14 protein-coding genes and 1 pseudogene are annotated in these 20,646 nt (G+C 71.1%); 14 read left to right on the plus strand and 1 reads right to left on the minus strand.

The window, feature by feature from the left end; genetic code table 11:
* The 3 genes from ACFUN8_RS30810 to ACFUN8_RS30820 form a co-directional block, all read left to right on the plus strand.
* The coding region (locus ACFUN8_RS30810) for an acyl carrier protein (protein WP_383644741.1) at nt 1-551 on the plus strand (551 nt) is incomplete at its 5' end.
* A gap of 31 nt (nt 552-582) precedes the next feature.
* Nucleotides 583-2,184: an amino acid adenylation domain-containing protein gene (locus ACFUN8_RS30815; RefSeq protein WP_383644744.1), complete on the plus strand. Its 1,602-nt coding sequence runs from the start codon at nt 583-585 to the stop codon at nt 2,182-2,184.
* 93 nt (nt 2,185-2,277) lie between these two features.
* Complete coding sequence (locus ACFUN8_RS30820; protein WP_383644747.1) at nt 2,278-7,077, plus strand: amino acid adenylation domain-containing protein; 4,800 nt, start codon at nt 2,278-2,280, stop codon at nt 7,075-7,077.
* On the opposite strand, the gene ACFUN8_RS30825 is transcribed toward ACFUN8_RS30820, so the two are convergent.
* The gene (locus ACFUN8_RS30825) at nt 7,025-7,921 is read right to left on the minus strand and encodes a carbohydrate kinase (RefSeq protein ID WP_383644750.1); all 897 of its coding nucleotides are present in this window, start codon (nt 7,919-7,921) and stop codon (nt 7,025-7,027) included. The genes ACFUN8_RS30820 and ACFUN8_RS30825 overlap by 53 nt on opposite strands.
* Nucleotides 7,922-8,129: 208 nt before the next feature.
* On the opposite strand from ACFUN8_RS30825, the gene ACFUN8_RS30830 reads away from it, so the two are divergent.
* From ACFUN8_RS30830 to ACFUN8_RS30880, 11 genes and pseudogenes are all read left to right on the plus strand, one after another.
* A complete protein-coding gene (locus ACFUN8_RS30830) occupies nt 8,130-8,558 on the plus strand; it encodes a Rieske (2Fe-2S) protein (protein WP_383644753.1) in 429 nt (142 codons plus the stop codon).
* 50 nt (nt 8,559-8,608) lie between these two features.
* Entirely contained in the window at nt 8,609-10,705 is a 2,097-nt protein-coding gene (uvrC, locus tag ACFUN8_RS30835) for an excinuclease ABC subunit UvrC (protein WP_383644756.1), read from the plus strand.
* Entirely contained in the window at nt 10,698-11,753 is a 1,056-nt protein-coding gene (rapZ, locus tag ACFUN8_RS30840) for an RNase adapter RapZ (RefSeq protein ID WP_383644758.1), read from the plus strand. The genes uvrC and rapZ overlap by 8 nt, the downstream gene beginning before the upstream one ends.
* Nucleotides 11,750-12,784, plus strand: a complete 1,035-nt coding sequence (yvcK, locus tag ACFUN8_RS30845) for a uridine diphosphate-N-acetylglucosamine-binding protein YvcK (RefSeq protein ID WP_383644761.1) — start codon at nt 11,750-11,752, stop codon at nt 12,782-12,784. The genes rapZ and yvcK overlap by 4 nt, the downstream gene beginning before the upstream one ends.
* Nucleotides 12,775-13,764 (plus strand): DNA-binding protein WhiA, encoded by a 990-nt coding sequence (gene whiA / locus ACFUN8_RS30850; RefSeq protein ID WP_023542507.1) that lies wholly within the window; start codon nt 12,775-12,777, stop codon nt 13,762-13,764. Before yvcK ends, whiA begins: the two co-directional genes overlap by 10 nt.
* Nucleotides 13,765-13,971: 207 nt before the next feature.
* A pseudogene (locus tag ACFUN8_RS30855) lies at nt 13,972-16,167 on the plus strand (M14 family metallopeptidase); the annotation flags it as partial.
* A 356-nt stretch (nt 16,168-16,523) separates the two neighbouring features.
* Entirely contained in the window at nt 16,524-17,528 is a 1,005-nt protein-coding gene (gap, locus tag ACFUN8_RS30860; RefSeq protein ID WP_383644764.1) for a type I glyceraldehyde-3-phosphate dehydrogenase, read from the plus strand.
* 167 nt (nt 17,529-17,695) lie between these two features.
* Entirely contained in the window at nt 17,696-18,907 is a 1,212-nt protein-coding gene (locus ACFUN8_RS30865; RefSeq protein ID WP_383644767.1) for a phosphoglycerate kinase, read from the plus strand.
* 7 nt (nt 18,908-18,914) lie between these two features.
* Entirely contained in the window at nt 18,915-19,715 is an 801-nt protein-coding gene (tpiA, locus tag ACFUN8_RS30870) for a triose-phosphate isomerase (RefSeq protein WP_383644770.1), read from the plus strand.
* 149 nt (nt 19,716-19,864) lie between these two features.
* On the plus strand, nt 19,865-20,101 hold the full coding sequence (secG, locus tag ACFUN8_RS30875) for a preprotein translocase subunit SecG (RefSeq protein ID WP_354607055.1): 237 nt from the start codon (nt 19,865-19,867) through the stop codon (nt 20,099-20,101).
* 180 nt (nt 20,102-20,281) lie between these two features.
* A complete protein-coding gene (locus ACFUN8_RS30880) occupies nt 20,282-20,617 on the plus strand; it encodes an RNA polymerase-binding protein RbpA (protein ID WP_382562839.1) in 336 nt (111 codons plus the stop codon).
* The last annotated feature ends 29 nt before the right edge of the window (nt 20,618-20,646 follow it).

Here is a 20,646-nt window from a genome sequence, read left to right on the forward strand (position 1 = left end):
GAAGGTGGGTACCCCCAGCCCTGGGGGCGGGGATCGTCGCGCTGGGCGCGCTGGTGTGGATGCAGCGGCGCAACTACCGCAGGACGAACCGCGTCTTCAACCACGGGCTGCTCGCTGCGACGGCCGCGGCCACGGTGGTCCTGCTCTGGCTGGCCGTGGGACACACGGTGGCCAGGGCCGAGCTGCGGGGCGCGATGGCGCACGGACAGGAGTCGCTGGACGTCCTCAACAAGGCCCGGATCAACTCCCTGAAGGCACGGGCCAACGTGGTCACCTTCCATCAATCGGCAGGATGCGAGATGAAGGTGTCCGAGCAGCAGCGCGGCGACAGCGATTCCGTCGTCCGGATCATGGCAGAGGTCCTCGGAGCCGACGAGTTGAAGCCCTCCGACAGCTTCTTCGACTTCGGCGGCACATCCCTCCAAGCGGTACGCATATGCACCCGCGTCAAACGGGAGCTGGGCATCCGGGTCTCTCCCGACACGGTCTTCGACAGTGAGACGGTCGCCGATTTCAGCGCCGCCGTGATCGCCCGCGGCGAAGCCGTCTGACGGGGACGGAGACCGACTTCTCATGTCCCGCATGTCCCCCGTGCCTCGTCCGCCCGGTGCGCGGCTCATCCACGAGGCCGTCGCGCACCAGGCCCGTCTGCGGCCGGACGCCACCGCACTCGTCTTCGCGGGCCGGACCGTCAGCTACCGGACGCTCGACCGGGCGGCGGAGGCGTACGCCGCGGAGCTGGGCCGACTCGGTGTCGGCCCCGGACGGCTGGTGCCCGTGCTGCTGCCACGCTCGCCCCAACTGGTGGCCGTGCTCCTCGCCGTACTCAAACGTGGTGCCGCCTACGCGGCGCTGGACCCGAAACTGCCCGCCGACCGACTGCGGACCGTACTCGGCATGCTGGCGCCACCCGTCGTCGTGGCCCCCTCGCCGGCCGAGGGCGCGTCGCCCGCGACGGCCGCCGACGGCCGCACCGTATGGACGCCACCCGCCGAGGAGTTGACCGAAGCGGCCGGACGGGCCCCGGACACGAGCGCCGCGCCTGATCAGGACGGGGCCGACGGGGCCGCGCCCGCCACCGTGTTCTTCACCTCCGGCACCACCGGCACCCCCAAGGGGGTGCTCTCGCCGCACCGGGCCACCACCCGGCTGTTCGGCCCGGACAGCTTCGCCGACTTCGGCCCCGGCCGTGTGATGCCCCAGGCCGCACCCGTCTCCTGGGACGCGCTCACCCTCGAACTGTGGAGCATGCTGACCACCGGCGGCACGGCCGTGCTGGTCGACGGCGACTACTTCCTCCCCGACGACCTGGCCGAACTCGTCGAATCCACCGGCCTGGACACGATCTGGCTCACCGCCGCCCTCTTCAACCTCTTCGTGGACGAGGACCCCGACTGCTTCACCGGGCTGCGCCAGGTCTTCACCGGCGGCGAGCGGCTCTCCGCCCCGCACATCCGGGCCTTCCTCGCCCGTCACCCCGGGATCACCCTGCTCAACGGTTACGGCCCGGTCGAGTGCTGCGTCTTCGTCACCACCCACCGGATCCGGCCCGCCGACTGCGAGGCCGAGTACGGCATCCCGCTCGGCACGCCGGTCCCCGGCACCGAGATCCATGTCCTCGACGGCGACCACGAGGTCCCGCCCGGCGCGCTCGGTGAGATTTGTGTCTCGGGGGAGGGCCTGGCGGACGGCTACCTCGGCAACGAGCGGGCGACGGCGGAGAGTTTCGCCACATTCGACCCCGGCACCGGCCCCAGAAGGATCTACCGCACCGGCGATCTCGGCCGGCTGGACAGCGACGGGACACTGCACTTCCACGGCCGTGCCGACCGGCAGATCAAGATCTCCGGGCATCGCGTCGAGCCCGCCGAGACAGAGTCCGCGGCCCTGCGCCTGGCGGGCGTCCGGGAGTGCGCCGTGCTTCCCGTGGCTGGTCAGAGCGGTGCGTACGAGCGGCTGGCGCTGTTCTACACCGCGGAACCGCTCGCCGGGACAGGCGGCACCAGTGACGCCGACGGGCCGGTCGACGGCGCCGCCCCCGAGCCGGACACCGTACGGAAATCGCTCGCCGCCGTACTGCCGCGGGCCCAGGTGCCCGACGACGTCCGGCGGATCCGGGCCTTCCCCCGGACGCCCAACGGAAAGATCGACATCGTCGCTCTGTTGGACCAGCCGGGCCGATAGACGCATGATCGGTGTCTGAATATCGCCGCACCGGCCTCAGCCGCCACCCCCCAGAGGTCCGTCCCAGTCGTTCGCACCACGAAGCGAGAAGCGATGGAACCGCGTACCTACCCGATGTCGTTCGAGCAGGAGTCGATCTGGCTCAACGACCAGTACCAGCAAGGCACCTCGCGCTATGTGGAGTCGTGGGTCCACCGACTGCGCGGACCCCTCGACATCGTTGCCGTCGAGGCGGCGCTGACCGGCATCGTGGCCCGGCACGAAGCGCTGCGCAGCAGGCTGATGCTGGTGGACGGCGCCCCCCGGCAGATCGTGCTCCCGCCGATGCGGGTCCCGGTCGACGTACGGCGGATCACAGCGGACGAGCGGGCGTCGGCGCTCAGGGACGCCGTCACCCGGCAGACGGACCTCGCCGAACCGCCGCTGCTGAAGGCCACGCTGCTGGTGATTACCGAGGGCGCCGAAGCCGAAGCCGCCGACGGCGCGGACCACGACGCCACCGACTCGCCCCCGCGCCCACACCCGCGCCCGGACGGTGAGTCCGTGCTCGCCGTCGCGATCCACCACGCCGTCATCGACGGCTGGTGCTTCAGCCTCCTCGACCAGGAGTTCAGCGAGCTGTACCGCGCCGAGGTGGAGCGACGGGCGCCCCGGCTGCCCGAACTGCCCGTCCAGTCGGGGCCGTACGCCCGGCGCCAGCGGAGCACCGACGGCGAACACCGCGCGCGGCTGGTCGAGCACTGGCGGGCCGAACTGGCCGGCGCGCCCGACGAGTCGTCCTTCCCGGCCGACCGCCCCCGCCCGCAGGCCCTCAGCCACCACGGCGGCCAGGTGGAGTTCGGTGTCGACGCCGCCACGGGAGCGCTGATACGCGGCCTCGCCGCCCGGCTGCGGACGACGCGTTTCGTGGTGCTGGCCGCGGCGCTGACCGCGCTGATCGGGCGGCACACCGGCCAGGACGACCTCGTCATCGGCACGCCGGTGTCGCGCCGCGACGAGCCGGAGACCGAGGACCTCATCGCCTGCCTCACCGATGTGCTGCCGCTGCGCGGACGGCCGCGCCACGACCGGTCGTTCACGGACCTGGTGCTGGAGATGAAGCACCAGGTCCGATCGACCGTCCGGCACAAGGACGTGCCGTACAGCCATCTGGTGCGCGAGCTGGGCGTCGAGCGCACCCTGAGCCGGTTCCCGCTGTTCCAGGTGGTGTTCGCGGTCGACGACGCGCCGCCGTCGGCGCTCTCCCTGCCCGGCGTGGCGGCCGAGCGCCTCCAGGTGCACGACGGGACGGCCAAGTACGACGTGTTCCTGCACCTGATGCCCGACGGGGACGGGTACCGCGGACTGTGGGAGTACTCCGCCGACCTCTTCGACCACCCGACGGTGGAGCGCCTGGCGGCCCGGTTCCGTACGCTCGTCGCCGACGCCGTCGCCCGCCCGGAGACCGCGCTCCAGGAGCTGGCGGTCATGCCCGCCGACGAGGAACGGCGGACGCTCGCCGAATGGGCGCACGGCGAGCGTCCGCCCCCCGAAGTCCCGCTCGTGCACGAGGCGTTCGCGCGTTCGGCCCGGCTGGCACCGGACATGCCCGCCGTCGTCGCGCACGGGCGGACCCTGTCGTACGCGGAGCTGGACGCGGCGGCCGACCGGGTCGCCGCGCTGCTCGTCGCGCGAGGCGCCGTACGCCGCCCCGTCGGTGTGTGCGTGGAGCGGACGGCGGATCTGCCGGTGGCCGTCCTCGGGGTGCTGAAGGCGGGCGGCAGCTGTGTGCCGATCGACCCGCGCCATCCGGCGGAGCGGATCGCGTTCACGGTACGGGACAGCGGGATCGACGTCCTGCTCACCCAACGCGGGTGCCGGCCGGCCGAACTGCCCGTCGGCGTCGAGGCGGTGCTCCTCGACGACCTGCCGAGCGAGGAGGTTCCGGACGCGGAGGTGCCGGACGCGGACGACGCGCCGGGCGTGCCGGGGCAAGCTGACGGCACATCGCCGTTCACCGGCCCCGTCGTCCCGGTCGGGCCCGACGACCTCGTGTACGTCATCTACACCTCGGGTTCCACGGGCCGGCCCAAGGGTGTCGCCATGGAACACGGCCCGCTGGCCAATCTGATCGACTGGCAGCGGCGCCGGTCGGCGACCGGGCCGGACCCGAGTACGGGGGCGCGCACCCTTCAGTTCGCGCCCCTCGGCTTCGACGTCGCGTTCCAGGAGATCTTCGCCACCTGGGCGGCGGGCGGGACGCTCGTCCTCGTCGACGAACAGATCCGCCGGGACCCGCACCAACTGCTCGATCTGATCGTGTCGGAGCGGATCGAGCGGCTGTTCCTGCCGTTCGTCGCGTTGCAGCAGCTGGTGGAGTACGCGTGCGTCACCGGCCGTCGCTGCGACGCTCTTCAAGAGGTCCTCACGGCGGGCGAACAGCTCCATGTCACGCCCGCCCTGCGGCAGTTCTTCGGCACGCTCACCTCGGCCACGCTGGAGAACCAGTACGGCCCCTCCGAGACCCACGTCGTGACGGCGGAGCGGCTGGGCCCCGACCCGGCCGCCTGGCCCGATCTGCCGAGCATCGGACGCCCCGTCGACGGCGCCACGGTCCTGCTGCTGGACGAGCGGCTGCGGCCCGTCCCGGCGGGCGCCGTGGGGGAGATCTGCGTCGGCGGACCGGTGGTCGCGCGCGGCTATGTGGGACGCCCCGAGCTGACGGCCGAGAGGTTCGTGCCCGGCGACCTCCCCGGAGCGGCGACGGGCACGGATACGCGGGCGGGCAGCCGCTTCTACCGCACCGGTGACCTGGCCCGGCTGCTGCCCGACGGCCGGATCCAGTACGTCGGCCGGAGCGACGGCCAGGTCAAGATCCGGGGCCACCGGGTGGAGACCGGCGAGGTGGAGGCCGCCGTACGCGCCCAGCCCGGCGTGGCCGACGCGGCGGTCGTGGCCCAGGACCTCGGCCCGGGAGCCGGCAAGCGACTCCTCGCGTACTACATCGCCGCCGACCCGGACGTGGCCGGTCCCGAGGAGATACGGCAGCGGCTGCGCGCCCGGCTGCCCGACCCGCTGGTCCCGGCGCGCTGCCTACTGGTCGACCGCTTCCCGCTCACGTCCAGCGGCAAGGTCGACCGCGCCGCACTCGCCGAGCGGAGAGGCGGAGACGGAGGCGAGGACCGGGAGGATACCGCCTGCGACGACGACACCGCACGGGCCGTCGCGCCGCTCACCGCCACACAGGAGCGGATCGCCCAGCTGTGGTCGGCCCTGCTCGGCCCCGGCACCATCGGCGCGCACGACGACTTCTTCGCGCTCGGCGGCGATTCCCTACTGGCGACCCGGCTCGTCCTCGCACTCCGGGAGGAGCTGGCCGTACGGATACCGCTCCGTTCCGTCTTCACCTCACCGACCGTCACCGGCCTCGCCGCACTGGTGGACGCCTCCTCAGTAGGAGGGCGTAAGGAAGCCGCCCCCGACCTCACCGACGACATACGACTCGCCCCCGACATCGTTGCCGCCGCCGATGTCCGCACCGTCGTCCCCGACCCGGAACATGTCCTCCTCACCGGAGCCACCGGCTTCCTCGGCGCCTTCCTACTGAGGGAACTGCTGCGCCGGACCGACGCCACCGTCCACTGCCTGGTGCGCGGCAGCGACCGGCCGAACGCCGAGAAACGCCTGCGCTCCGCCCGCGAGTCGTACGGCCTCACCGACCCGTCCACCGAACACCGCGTCACCGTCGTCACGGGCGATCTGGCCCGGCCCCGACTGGGGCTCTCGGCGGCCGACTTCGACCGGCTCGCCCGCACCGTCGACGCCGTCTACCACTCCGGAGCCGCCGTCAACCTGGTGTTCTCCTACGAGCAGTTGAGAGACGCCAACGTGTACGGCACGCAGGAGATCCTGCGGCTGGCCGCCCTGCACCGCACCGTGCCCGTCCACCACATCTCCACCGTCGGTGTGTACGGAGGCGGCGGGGCCGAGAGCGCGTACGGCGTCGGCGGCGGGCCCGCTCGCCCGGTACGCCCCGCACGCCCCGTACGGCCGCAGGACCCGACCGGACCGGCCGACGCCCTCGAACACGGCTACACGCGGAGCAAATGGGCCGCGGAGCGCCTTGTCGAGGCCGCGCGCGCCCGCGGGCTGCCCGTCTCCGTCTACCGGCCCACCCGGATCACCGGCGAGTCGACCACCGGCGTCTGCCAGACGGGCGACTTCATGTGGCTGCTGCTGAAGGGCTGCGTCCAGTCGGGAGTGGCCCCGTCGGACGTCGACACCGCCTTCGACCTCGTGCCCGTGGACTTCGTCAGCGCCGCCGTGGTGGCGCTCTCCCGCCAACCCCGGTCGGCGGGGCGGACGTTCCACATCGCGGGGGAGCGCCCGCTGCGTATGGACACCGCCGTGGCGCGCCTGCGCGCACTCGGCCACGCCGTCAGGGACGTCCCGGCCGCCGACTGGCTCGCCGCCACCGAGGCGGATCCCGGCAACGCCGCCTTCCCGCTGCTGACGGCCATGGCCGCCGAGACACGCGGAGGGGGCTCGGAGGGGAGCGTGCTCTTCGACGCGGAGGACACCCGGCGTGCGCTGGAGGGCAGCGGGATCGGCTGCCCCGACATCGACGAACAGCTCTTCCGTACGTATGTGGAGTACTTCACCCGCACGGGTTTCCTGCCGTCGCCCACCCGCACGGCCGGTCCGGCTCCCGCTCCCGACCCGTCGTCGTCCACGCCCCCGTCCCGGTCGCCGTCCCCGTCCGCGTCCTCGGTGTCGTCACCCGCCCCGTCCGCCGCCTCGGCGTCGTCCGTACCGAGGCCGCACCCGCAGTCGAAGCCCCGGTCGACCCCGTCTCCTCCCCCTATCGCACCTCGGCCTCATAGGGAGGCTCAGCGCCGGTGCGGGAGCAGGTGACCGCGGCGGCCCGCGCGGCGAAGCCGAGGATGTCCCGCCACTGCCCCGCGTCCAGCGCCTCCAGCGCCCGCTCCGACAGGGCGTCGAGGGCGGCCAGCCGGTGCAGCAGCGCGGCGTTCACGGTGTCACCCGCGCCGATCGTGTCCACGACGTCCACCGGGGCGGCCGGTACCGCGAACTCCGCCCCGGCCCGCGTCCGTACGGTCAGCCCGTCGGCGCCGCGCGTCACCACCACGGCCGCCGGGCCGCGCGGCACCCCGCCGAGCCACCGGGAGTCCTCCTCGGAGAGCTTCAGGAGCGACACGTACGGCAGCCAGCCCGCGAAGCGCGCGCGGTAGGCGTCGGCGTCCGGGATCAGCGGCGGCCGGATGTTCGGGTCGAGCAGGGTGAAGACCCCGCGGTCCGCCTCACGGCGCAGCAGCGCCTCGTACGCGCTCGCGCCCGGTTCGAGGACGAGCGAGCAGGTGCCCAGCGCGAGCGCCCTTGTCGACGGCGGCAGTTGGGGCGGCAGCTCGAACAGGCGGTCGGCGGTGCCCTGCGCGTAGAACGCGTAGCCGGCCGAACCGTCGCTTCCTACGGAGGCGACCGCGAGCGTCGTCGGTTCGGGGCCGCGCTGTACGAGGGAGGTGTCGACCCGGTCCGAGCGCAGACCGTCCAGCAGGGCCGCGCCGAAGGCGTCCGTGGAGACGCGCGAGCAGAAGGCGGTCGGTGTGCCGAGCCGGCCGAGGGCGACGGCGGTGTTGTACGGGCCGCCGCCGAGCCGGGGCAGCAGGGGCGCCAGCGGGCCACCGGCGGCGGGCTGCGGGACCAGATCGATCAGGGACTCTCCGGCGACGACGATCACGCCGCCGAACGTAACCCATCGTCCTCACGTGCGACAGCGTGTGCGCGACGGCCACCCCGCGACCATCACCCCGCGACCACCACCCGGCGACCACCACCCCGTGACGGCCACCCGCGATGCCCGAGGAAGGCGCCGCAAACGCCCCCGGTAGGGTCGAACGCAGAGCCAGCCTTCCGAGCACGCCAGCCTGCTGACCAGTGGAGACACCATGCCCGCCCGGCCCACCCCCCGTCGTACCGTCCTGAAGGGTGTCGCACTCGCCGGCGCGGCCGGTGCCGGTGTGGCCGCCTGCTCCACCGAGTCGAAGCTGGGGCACGCCGAGGAGCCGACCCCGACCGCCCCGGTCGACCTCGGCGCGGCGGACGCGGTACCGGTCGGCGGGGCCAAGCTCTACCGCGAGGAGCGTCTGGTGGTGAGCTGTCCCGCCGAGGGCCGGTACAGGGCCTTCAGCGCGCAGTGCACCCACGCGGGCTGTGTGCTGGACAAGGTGGAGGGCACCGAGGGCAACTGCCCCTGCCACGGCAGCCGGTTCGACGTCACGACGGGCAGGGCGACGAAGGGCCCCGCGACGGTGCCGCTGCCCGAGGTCCCGATCAGCGCGAAGGACGGCCGGCTCGTCGCCGGCTCCGGCGCCTGAGCGCACCTGGCGCGGCCGGACTGTCGGTGCCCGCAAGTAGGGTGGAGGACATGGCCGACCCCTCCAGCTATCGCCCCAAGCCGGGACAGATCCCCGACTCCCCGGGGGTCTACAGGTTCCGCGACGACCACCGCCGGGTGATCTACGTCGGGAAGGCCAAGAGCCTGCGCCCCCGGCTCTCCAGCTACTTCCAGGACCTGGCGAATCTCCACCCGCGCACCCGCACGATGGTCACCACGGCCGCCTCCGTCGAGTGGACCGTCGTCTCCACCGAGGTCGAGGCGCTCCAGCTGGAGTACTCGTGGATCAAGGAGTACGACCCCCGATTCAACGTCAAGTACCGGGACGACAAGAGCTATCCGTATCTCGCGGTCACGCTGAACGAGGAATTCCCGCGCGTACAGGTCATGCGCGGCGCCAAGAAGAAGGGCGTGCGCTACTTCGGTCCGTACGGCCACGCGTGGGCCATCCGCGAGACCGTCGACCTGATGCTCCGTGTCTTTCCCGTACGCACCTGCTCCGCCGGGGTGTTCAAGAACGCCGAGCGCACCGGACGCCCCTGCCTCCTCGGCTACATCGGCAAGTGCTCGGCGCCCTGCGTCGGCCGTGTCACGCCGGACGAGCACCGTGAACTGGCCGAGGAGTTCTGCGACTTCATGGCCGGCCGCACCGGCGCGTACATCCGCCGTCTCGAACAGCGGATGACGATCGCCGCCGAGGACCTGGAGTACGAGAAGGCGGGCCGGCTTCGGGACGACATAGGGGCGCTGCGCCGGGCGATGGAGAAGAGCGCCGTCGTCCTCGCCGACGCCACCGACGCCGACCTGATCGCCGTCGCCGAGGACGAGCTGGAGGCGGCCGTCCAGATCTTCCACGTCCGCGGCGGACGTGTGCGCGGTCAGCGCGGCTGGGTCACCGACAAGGTCGAGGCGGTCGACACGGCGGGCCTCGTCGAGCACGCGCTTCAGCAGCTGTACGGCGAGGAGAGCGGCGACTCGGTTCCCAAGGAGGTCCTGGTCCCCGCCCTGCCCGAGGACCAGCTGGAGACAGAGGCGCTCGCCCAGTGGCTGAGCGAGCGCCGCGGCTCGCACGTCTCGCTGCGCATCCCGCAGCGCGGCGACAAGAAGGACCTGATGGCGACGGTGGGGCGTAACGCCCAGCAGTCCCTCGTCCTGCACAAGACCAAGCGCGCGAGCGATCTCACGACACGCTCCCGCGCCCTGGAGGAGATCGCGCGGGCGCTCGATCTGGACAGTGTGCCGCTGCGTATCGAGTGCTTCGACATCTCGCACCTCCAGGGTGACGACGTCGTCGCCTCGATGGTCGTCTTCGAGGACGGCCTCGCCCGCAAGAGCGAGTACCGCCGCTTCCAGATCAAGGGCTTCGAGGGCCAGGACGACGTCCGTTCCATGCACGAGGTGATCGGCCGGCGCTTCAAGCGCTACCTCGCGGAGAAGGAGCGCACGGGGGAGTGGACGGAGGAGGACGAGGGCTCCACCGTCCCCGACGAGAACGGGCAGGACCCGGCCGGCCGGGAACTGACCCCCCAGACCCCGGCCGCCCCCGGCGAGAACGGGCACAACGGCCACTCCGGTTCGTCGCCTCTCAAGGAGGACGACGGCAGGCCCAAGCGCTTCGCGTACCCGCCCCAGCTCGTCGTGGTCGACGGCGGACAGCCGCAGGTGGCCGCTGCCAAGCGGGCCATGGACGAGCTGGGCATCGACGACGTCGCCGTCTGCGGCCTCGCCAAGCGCCTGGAGGAGGTCTGGGTGCCCGACGACGACGACCCCGTGGTGCTCCCCCGCTCCAGCGAAGGGCTGTACCTTCTCCAGCGCGTACGTGACGAGGCCCACCGCTTCGCCATCACCTATCAGCGGGCCAAACGGGCCAAACGCATCCGGACCAGCCCCCTGGACGACGTCCCCGGCCTCGGCGAGACCCGGAAACAGGCACTCATCAAGCATTTCGGCTCGGTGAAGAAGCTCCGGCAGGCCACAATCGAGCAGATCTGTGAGGTGCCCGGTCTCGGCCGCAAGACGGCCGAGTCCGTGGCCGTGGCCCTCGCCCAGGCGGCACCCGCCGCGCCCGCTGTGAACACGGCGACAGGAGAGATCATGGAAGACGACGGGGGCAGCACGCATGACTGAGCAAGACCGGGACGGAGTGGCAGACGTGAGTACGGGTGAGCCCAAGGAGACCGCGGAGGGGGCGGCGGCGACGGACGGGGCGACCACTCGGGAGAACGCCGGGGAGCCCGTCGAGGGGACCGACACGGCAGACGCGCCCGAGGGGACCGACACGGCGGACGCGCCCGAAGGGACCGTCCCCGAGCCCGCCATCCCCGAGCTGGTGATCATCTCCGGCATGTCGGGCGCGGGCCGCAGCACGGCCGCGAAGTGCCTGGAGGACCTCGGCTGGTTCGTCGTGGACAACCTGCCGCCCGCCCTGATCCCCACGATGGTGGAGCTGGGCGCCCGCTCGCAGGGCAACGTGGCCCGGATCGCCGTGGTCGTCGACGTCCGGGGACGCCGCTTCTTCGACAATCTTCGCGAGTCGCTGGCCGACCTCGACGCCAAGCAGGTCACCCGGCGGATCGTGTTCCTGGAGTCCTCCGACGAGGCCCTGGTCCGCCGCTTCGAGTCCGTACGCCGTCCGCACCCCCTCCAGGGCGACGGCCGGATCGTCGACGGCATCGAGGCCGAGCGCGACCTGCTGCGCGAGCTGCGCGGCGACGCCGACCTGGTCATCGACACCTCCAGCCTCAACGTCCACGAGCTGCGGGCCAAGATGGACGCCCAGTTCGCCGGCGACGAGGAGCCGGAGCTGCGGGCCACGGTCATGTCGTTCGGCTACAAGTACGGCCTGCCGGTCGACGCCGACCTCGTGGTCGACTGCCGTTTCCTGCCGAACCCGCACTGGGTTCCCGAGCTGCGCCCGTTCACCGGCCTCAACGAGGAGGTGTCGGGCTATGTCTTCAACCAGCCGGGCGCCAAGGAGTTCCTGGACCGCTACACCGAACTGCTGGAGCTGATCGCCACCGGCTACCGCCGCGAGGGCAAGCGCTATGTGACCGTCGCCGTCGGCTGCACCGGCGGCAAGCACCGCTCCGTCGCCATGTCGGAGAAGCTGGGCGCCCGGCTGGCCGCCGAGGGGATCGAGACCGTGGTCGTCCACCGGGACATGGGGCGCGAGTGACCGGACGCAACTTCCGGCTGCGGCGGCTGCGCAGGGCGACGCCCGCGCTGGCCGGCCGCGGCCGCGGCGCCCAGCCCAAGGTCGTCGCACTCGGCGGCGGCATGGGGCTGTCCGCCTCCCTGACGGCGCTGCGCCGGATCACCGGCGATCTCACGGCGGTCGTCACGGTCGCCGACGACGGCGGCTCCAGCGGGCGGCTCCGCGAGGAGCTGGGCGTGCTGCCGCCCGGTGATCTGCGCAAGGCGCTGGCGGCGCTGTGCGGCGACGACGACTGGGGCCAGACCTGGGCCCGTGTCATCCAGCACCGCTTCCAGTCCAAGGGCGACCTGCACGAGCACGCGGTCGGCAATCTGCTGATCGTCGCCCTGTGGGAACAGCTCGGTGACCATGTGCTGGCCCTGGACCTGGTCGGCAAGCTCCTCGGCGCCCACGGCCGGGTGCTGCCGATGTCCGCGGTGCCGCTGGAGCTTCAGGCGCTCGTACGGGGCCACGACCCGGACCGCCCCGACGACATCGACACCGTACGGGGACAGGCCACGGTCGCCCTGACCCGCGGCGAGGTGCAGTCCGTGCATCTCGTGCCGAACGACCCGCCGGCGGTCCCCGAAGCCGTCGCCGCGGTCCTCGACGCCGACTGGGTGGTGCTCGGTCCCGGCTCCTGGTTCTCCTCCGTGATCCCCCATCTGCTCGTGCCCGAGCTGCTCGACGCGCTGGTCGAGACGAAGGCCCGCCGGGTCCTCTCACTGAACCTCGCACCACAACCCGGTGAAACCGATGGCTTCTCACCGCAGCGTCATTTGGAGGTTTTGGGACGACACGCCCCTAAACTCGCCCTGGACGTGGTGCTGGCCGACGAGGCCGCCGTGCCCGACAGCGAATCACTCTCCGATGCCGCGAAGCGGCTCGGTGCCGCGGTCGAGCTGGCTCCCGTGGCCCGACCCGATGGACTTCCGAAGCACGACCCGGAACTGTTGGCCGCCGCGTACGACCGTATTTTTCGGATGCATGGAAGGATCGGCCCATGGCGATGACGGCAGCGGTGAAGGACGAGATCGCCCGGCTTCCCGTCACCCGTACGTGCTGCAGGAAGGCCGAAGTCTCGGCGATTCTCCGGTTCGCGGGTGGTCTCCACCTCGTGAGCGGACGCATTGTGATCGAGGCGGAGCTGGACACCAGCATCGCCGCGCGCCGGCTCCGCAAGGACATCCTGGAGATCTTCGGGCACAACTCGGAGCTTGTGGTGATGGCCCCCGGCGGACTCCGCCGCGGCAGCCGCTACGTCGTACGGGTGATTACCGGCGGTGACCAGTTGGCCCGTCAGACGGGTCTGGTCGACGGCCGTGGCCGGCCGATCCGCGGACTGCCTCCCCAGGTGGTCTCCGGCGCGACCTGCGACGCCGAGGCGGCCTGGCGGGGCGCGTTCCTCGCCCACGGCTCGCTCACCGAGCCGGGGCGCTCCTCCTCGCTGGAGGTGACCTGCCCGGGGCCCGAGGCGGCCCTCGCGCTCGTCGGCGCGGCCCGCAGACTCCAGATCCCGTCCAAGGCGCGCGAGGTGCGCGGCGTGGACCGGGTCGTCGTACGGGACGGGGACGCGATCGGGGCGCTGCTGACGCGGCTCGGGGCGCACGAGTCGGTGCTGGCGTGGGAGGAGCGGCGGATGCGCCGTGAGGTCCGCGCGACGGCCAACCGCCTCGCCAACTTCGACGACGCGAATCTGCGCCGCTCGGCCCGCGCGGCCGTGGCGGCCGGGGCCCGGGTGCAGCGGGCGCTGGAGATCCTGGGCGAGGAGGTGCCCGAGCACCTCGCCGCCGCCGGCCGCCTGCGGATGGAGCACAAGCAGGCGTCGCTGGAGGAGCTGGGCGCGCTCGCCGATCCGGCGCTCACCAAGGACGCGGTCGCCGGCCGGATCCGCAGGCTGCTGGCCATGGCGGACAAGAAGGCGCAGGACCTGGGCATCCCGGGGACCGAGTCGACGCTGTCGGAGGAGATGGCGGACGGCCTCGTCGGCTGAGTGACGCGCCTTCCGTAAGGAGGGCGGCGCGATCCAAGCGCACAGAACGCCCGCATCGAGGTACGTCAACGTGCCGCTGCCGGTACCCCGTCGGGGGCCGACAGCGGCATTTTGCTTGGCCTTGAGGCGCCCTTGACATGGTCATGCGGGTTGGTGAATCTGACGGCGTCCCGTCACGCCTGTGGCGGACCACAGCAAGGGGGGCACATGAGACGCGGAGCGAGAGCGATCCTCGCGGCGGGCGCACTGTTGCTGGGCGGAATCACGGCAGCACCCGGCGCCCAGGCCGGGACCGCCACCGACACGTCCCCGGCCGCGGCCGGGGACACCCTGAAGGTCTTCGACGCCGAGGTCACCGCCGAGCAGGTGCCACTGCTCATCGCGGCCGGCCAGGACGCCCACGAGCTGGGCGAATCGGTGCCGAAGGGCGGCACGGCGAAGGTCGAGCTGTTCCTCACCGACGACCAGGCCCGCGCCCTGGAGGACCGGGGCGTCGAGGTCACCGAGCGAAAGATCTCCGAGCGGACACAATCGCGGCTGGAGGCGGCCGGCGACGGCGTCTACCGCCCGTACAGCGGTCCCGGCGGCCTCCAGGAGGAGATAACCGAGGCCGGCGCGGCCCACCCCGGACTCACCAAGGTCGTCTCCATCGGCAAGACCGTCCAGGGCAAGGACATCCTCGCCCTCAAGCTCACCAAGGGCGCGGCCAAGGCCAAGGACGGCACCAAGCCCTCCGTGCTCTACATGTCCAACCAGCACGCCCGGGAGTGGATCACTCCCGAGATGACACGGCGGCTGATGCACCACTATCTGGACAACTACGGCAAGGACCCGAGGATCACGAAGATCGTCGACACCACCGAGCTGTGGTTCGTCCTGTCCGCCAACCCCGACGGCTACGACTGGACCCACGCCGCCGACGCCAACCGCCTCTGGCGCAAGAACCTCCGCGACGTCAACGCCGACGGCGTCATCGGCCGCGGTGACGGCATCGACCTGAACCGTAACTTCACCTACAAGTGGGGCTACGACAACGAGGGTTCGTCACCCAACTCCACCAGCGAGACCTACCGGGGCGCCTCACCCGGCTCCGAGCCCGAGACCCAGGCGATCGACCGCCTCCAGAAGCGCATCGGGTTCGACTACGGCATCAACTGGCACTCCGCCGCCGAACTGCTCCTCTACGGTGTGGGCTGGCAGGTCGCCATGCCCACCCCCGACGACGTCCTCTACCGGTCGCTCGCCGGCACTCCGGAGAACTCGGCCGTCCCCGGCTACTACCCGCAGGTCTCCTCCGAGCTGTACACCACCAACGGCGAGGCCGACGGACACGGCGCCAACGTCAACGGGATCATGATGTTCACCCCGGAGATGACCACCTGCGAGACGGTCTCCGACAGCGTCCCCGACGACGCCTGGGAAGCGGACGACTGCCGGTCCGGCTTCAACTTCCCCGACGACGAGAAGCTGATCCAGGCGGAGTTCGCCAAGAACATCCCCTTCGCGCTCTCCGTCGCCGAGACCGCCGCCCACCCCGACCAGCCGTCCTCCTCGGTCGGCCTGAGCGCCCCCGACTTCACGCCCGACACCTTCACCACCTCCTACGCGCGCGGCGCCGACCAGGAAGTGGCCGTCACCGCCCGCAAGTCGGTGCGGGACAAGGAACTGAACTACCGGATCAACGGCGGCCGTGCGCACGACGAGGACCTGCGGGCCTGGAAGGGCGGCGAGACCTACGGCGGCGAGGACAACCTGTACTTCGACGAGTACCGCGCCGAGATCGAGGACGCCGACCCGGGCGACCGCGTCGAGGTCTGGTTCACCGGCCGTACCAAGAGCGGCAAGCGCACCACCGGCGACCGCTTCACCTACACCGTCGCCGAACGCCCCAGGGCCGACACCCTCGTCATCGCCGACGAGGGCGCGCCGGCGCAGTACGCGCGGACGTACGTCGACGCGCTGCGGGCCAACGGCCGTACCGCCGTCGTCTGGGACGTCGCCACCCAGGGCGCACCGCACCCGCTGGGCGTCCTGAGCCACTTCTCCACCGTCGTCCACCACACCGGCGCCGTCACCTCCGACGGCGATACACAGATCGCCGTACGCGACTTCCTCAACGAGGGCGGCAAGCTGATCGAGGCGGGCGAGCGGGCCGGCGGGAACGCGCAGGTCGGCCGTACGCAGACGAACGACTTCAGCCAGTACTACCTCGGCGCCTACGGGCGGGCCTCCACGGCGGGCGCCACCGCCTTCACCGGGGCCGGCGCGCTCCTCGGGACGTCGGGACCGCTCGGCGCCTTGCCGGGCAACCCGCTGGACCAGGCCGGTACGTACACCGTCACCTCCTCCGTCCTCGCCCCCGACCTCTTCCCGCGGTTCGCCAGCGCGGCGGCGGGGACGTACGACGTCGGCACCGGCGCGGCGGCGGTCACCACGAAGGACACCGTCCTGCTCGGCTTCGGGCTGGAGCAGGTCACGGACGCGGAGCGGCGCGCGGCGCTACTCGGAAAGGCGCTGCGGGCCCTGCGGCGCTGACCGCACCGGCGCCACCGGCGCGGCGTCCCCCCGGCGGCGGCGCCCCGTACCCCTACCGGGCGGTACGGGGCGCCGCCCGGTAGGGGTAAGGGGCGCCGCCCGCGCGTAGCGGCCACTCGATGTCACCGAGGCGCCTGGGGAGAGGTAGGGTCATAAGTGGTCGGGGACATCCCATACGCACTCGCCGGCGTCGAAACCCGGCGTACCAACGAGGAGATCGGTTCGTGACGATCCGCGTAGGCATCAACGGCTTTGGCCGCATCGGTCGCAGCTACTTCCGCGCGCTGCTGGAGCAGGGTGCCGACATCGAGATCGTGGCTGTCAACGACCTGGGTGACACCGCGACCACCGCTCATCTGCTGAAGTACGACACCATCATGGGTCGCCTCAAGGCAGAGGTGAGCCACACCGCCGACACGATCACCGTCGACGGCAAGACGTTCAAGGTGCTCTCCGAGCGCAACCCGGCCGACATCCCCTGGGGTGAGCTGGGCGTCGACATCGTCATCGAGTCGACCGGCATCTTCACCAAGAAGGCCGACGCCGAGAAGCACATCGCGGGCGGCGCCAAGAAGGTCCTCATCTCGGCTCCGGCCAAGGACGAGGACATCACCATCGTGATGGGCGTCAACCAGGACAAGTACGACCCGGCGAACCACAACGTCATCTCCAACGCCTCCTGCACCACCAACTGTGTGGCGCCGATGGCCAAGGTTCTCCTGGAGAACTTCGGCATCGTCAAGGGCCTGATGACGACGGTCCACGCGTACACCAACGACCAGCGCATCCTGGACTTCCCGCACAAGGACCTGCGCCGCGCCCGTGCCGCCGCCGAGAACATCATTCCGACCACCACCGGCGCCGCCAAGGCGACCGCCCTGGTGATCCCGGAGCTCGAAGGCAAGCTCGACGGCATCGCGATGCGCGTCCCGGTCCCGACGGGTTCCGTCACCGACCTGGTGGTCGAGCTGGAGCGCGAGGTGACCAAGGACGAGGTCAACGCCGCGTTCCAGAAGGCTTCCGAGGGCCAGCTCAAGGGCCTCCTCGACTACACCGAGGACCCGATCGTCTCCTCGGACATCGTGAACTGGCCGGCCTCCTGCACCTTCGACGCCTCCCTGACCCTGGTCCAGGGCAAGAGCGTGAAGATCATCGGCTGGTACGACAACGAGTGGGGCTACTCCAACCGGCTGGTCGACCTGACCACCTTCATCGGTGGCCAGCTCTGACAGCGGTCTAGGCAACTCCCGATGTGAACGACAGGGCTCGTGCGGCGCGACGTGGCGCTGACCGGGCCCTGTCGTCTGTGTGCTGTGTGCTTGTGCTGTGTGTGCTCGCTCTTCTGTGTGCTCGCCCGTCGCGGGACGTGGAGCCGCTCTCAAGGAGTCACTGATACATGAAGACGATCGACGAACTTCTCGACGAAGGGGTCGCCGGCAAGCGCGTCTTCGTCCGGGCCGACCTCAACGTGCCGCTCGACGGCACCACCATCACCGACGACGGCCGGATCCGCGCCGTGCAGCCCACTGTCGCCAGGCTCGCCGAGGCCGGCGCCCGGGTGATCGTGGCGTCCCACCTCGGCCGCCCGAAGGGCGCGCCGGACCCCGCCTTCTCGCTGGCCCCCGCCGCCGCGCGGCTCGGTGAACTCCTCGGCGCCGACGTCGCGTTCGCGACCGACACCGTCGGCGACTCCGCCAAGGCCGTCGTCGCCGCCCTCGCGGACGGCCGGGTCGCCGTCATCGAGAACCTCCGCTTCAACGCCGGTGAGACGTCGAAGGACGACGCCGAGCGCGGCGCCTTCGCCGACAAGCTCGCCGAGCTCGCCGACCTCTACGTGGGCGACGGCTTCGGCGCCGTCCACCGCAAGCACGCCTCGGTCTTCGACCTGCCGGCCCGGCTGCCGCACGCGGCGGGCGGTCTGATCGCCACCGAGGTCGGCGTGCTCAAGAAGCTCACCGACGACGTCGCACGGCCGTACGCGGTCGTCCTCGGCGGCGCCAAGGTCTCCGACAAGCTCGGCGTCATCGACCATCTGCTGGAGAAGGCCGACCGCATCCTGATCGGCGGCGGCATGGCGTACACCTTCCTCAAGGCCCAGGGCCACGAGGTCGGCACCTCGCTGCTCCAGGAGGACCAGATCCCGGCCGTCCAGGAGTATCTGAAGCGCGCCGACGAGCGGGGCGTGGAGTTCGTCCTGCCGGTCGACGTCCTGGTAGCGCCCTCGTTCCCCGACCTGAAGACGAAGGCGCCGGCGAACCCGACGACCGTCGCCGTCGACGCCATCCCGGCCGACTCGATGGGCCTCGACAACGGTCCCGAGACCAACCGGCTGTACGCGTCGAAGCTCGCCGACGCCGCGACCGTCTTCTGGAACGGCCCCATGGGTGTCTTCGAGCACCCCGACTACGCCGAGGGCACCCGGGCCGTCGCCCAGGCCCTGATCGACTCCGACGCCTTCACGGTCGTCGGTGGTGGCGACTCCGCCGCCGCCGTCCGGATCCTCGGTTTCGACGAAAACGCATTCGGCCACATTTCGACCGGTGGCGGCGCCAGCCTCGAATACCTCGAAGGCAAGACGCTTCCCGGCCTCGCCGCACTGGAGGACTGACCAACTGATGGCAGCTGAAACCCCGACCGAGAAGACCGCCCGTACCCCGCTGATGGCGGGCAACTGGAAGATGAACCTCAACCATCTCGAGGCCATCGCGCACGTCCAGAAGCTCGCCTTCGCCCTGACCGAGAAGGACCACGACGCGGTCGAGACGGCCGTTCTGGTGCCGTTCACCGATCTGCGGTCCGTGCAGACGCTGGTCGACGGCGACAAGCTCAAGATCAAGTACGGCGCCCAGGACATCTCCTCGCACGACTCCGGCGCCTACACCGGCGAGGTCTCCGGGCTGATGCTGGCGAAGCTGAAGTGCGCGTACGTGGCCGTCGGCCACAGCGAGCGCCGCCAGTACCACGCCGAGACCGACGAGCTGTGCAACGCGAAGGTGCGGGCCGCTTACAAGCACGGGCTGACCCCGATCCTGTGCGTCGGCGAGGGCCTGGACGTCCGCAAGGCCGGCGAGCAGGTCCCGTACACGCTCGCGCAGCTCGACGGCGGTCTCAAGGACATCCCGGCCGACCAGGCCGAGTCCGTCGTGATCGCGTACGAGCCGGTGTGGGCCATCGGCACCGGCGAGGTCGCCACCCCCGAGGACGCGCAGGAGGTGTGCGGAGCGATCCGCGGCCGGCTCGCGGAGCTGTACTCGCAGGAACTGGCCGACCAGGTGCGTATCCAGTACGGCGGCTCGGTGAAGTCCGGGAATGTCGCCGCGATCATGGCGCAGCCGGATGTGGACGGCGCCCTTGTCGGCGGTGCGGCACTGGACGCCGAGGAGTTCGTCAAGATCGTCAGGTTCCGCGACCAGTAAGTATGCGAGGGCGCGGATCCGTCGTACCCTGACGGGGGCCGAGTCGGCATCTCACACATGCCGCCGGCCCCCGTTGTCCATTGCAGTCCTGTTCAGTCCCGTTCAATCCCGATTAAATTCGAGAGAATTCCGGAAAGTAGGGTCCAGCCGTGATTATGGGGTTCTCGATCGCCCTGATCGTCTTCAGCCTGCTGCTGATGCTGCTGGTGCTGATGCACAAGGGGAAGGGCGGCGGCCTCTCCGACATGTTCGGTGGCGGCATGCAGTCGTCCGTCGGCGGTTCCTCGGTCGCCGAGCGCAACCTCGACCGCATCACTGTGGTCGTTGGTATGTCGTGGTTTGCCTGCATTGTCGTGCTTGGTCTGCTGATGAAGCTGGACAACTGACCAGTCGTACGGTACGTCGCCGTGGGCGCGGCCTATCATGAGGCCCTGCGTCCCGGCGATGGGGGTGTAACTCCACTCACCGGACGCGCGTTGGGCCATACGTAGACTGGGGCGCTCGACAGCGGAGCTGCCTCTCGACGCTTGATGCTTGCGGCACCATTCACGCAGGGAGTTACGACCGTGGCAAGTGGCAACGCGATCCGGGGAAGCCGGGTCGGAGCGGGGCCGATGGGTGAGGCCGAGCGTGGCGAGTCCGCGCCACGCCTGCGCATCTCCTTCTGGTGCTCCAACGGGCACGAGACGCAGCCGAGCTTCGCCCATGACGCGCAGGTTCCGGACACGTGGGACTGCCCACGCTGCGGATTCCCGGCCGGCCAGGACCGGGACAATCCGCCGGACCCACCGCGCACCGAGCCGTACAAGACCCACCTCGCCTATGTACGAGAGCGGCGAAGCGACGAGGACGGCGAGGCGATTCTCGCCGAAGCCCTCGCCAAACTGCGTGGCGAGATCTAGACATTGATCCGGCCGGACACCCAAAGGTG

Source organism: Streptomyces sp. NPDC057307 (assembly GCF_042667665.1).
GTDB lineage: Bacteria > Actinomycetota > Actinomycetes > Streptomycetales > Streptomycetaceae > Streptomyces.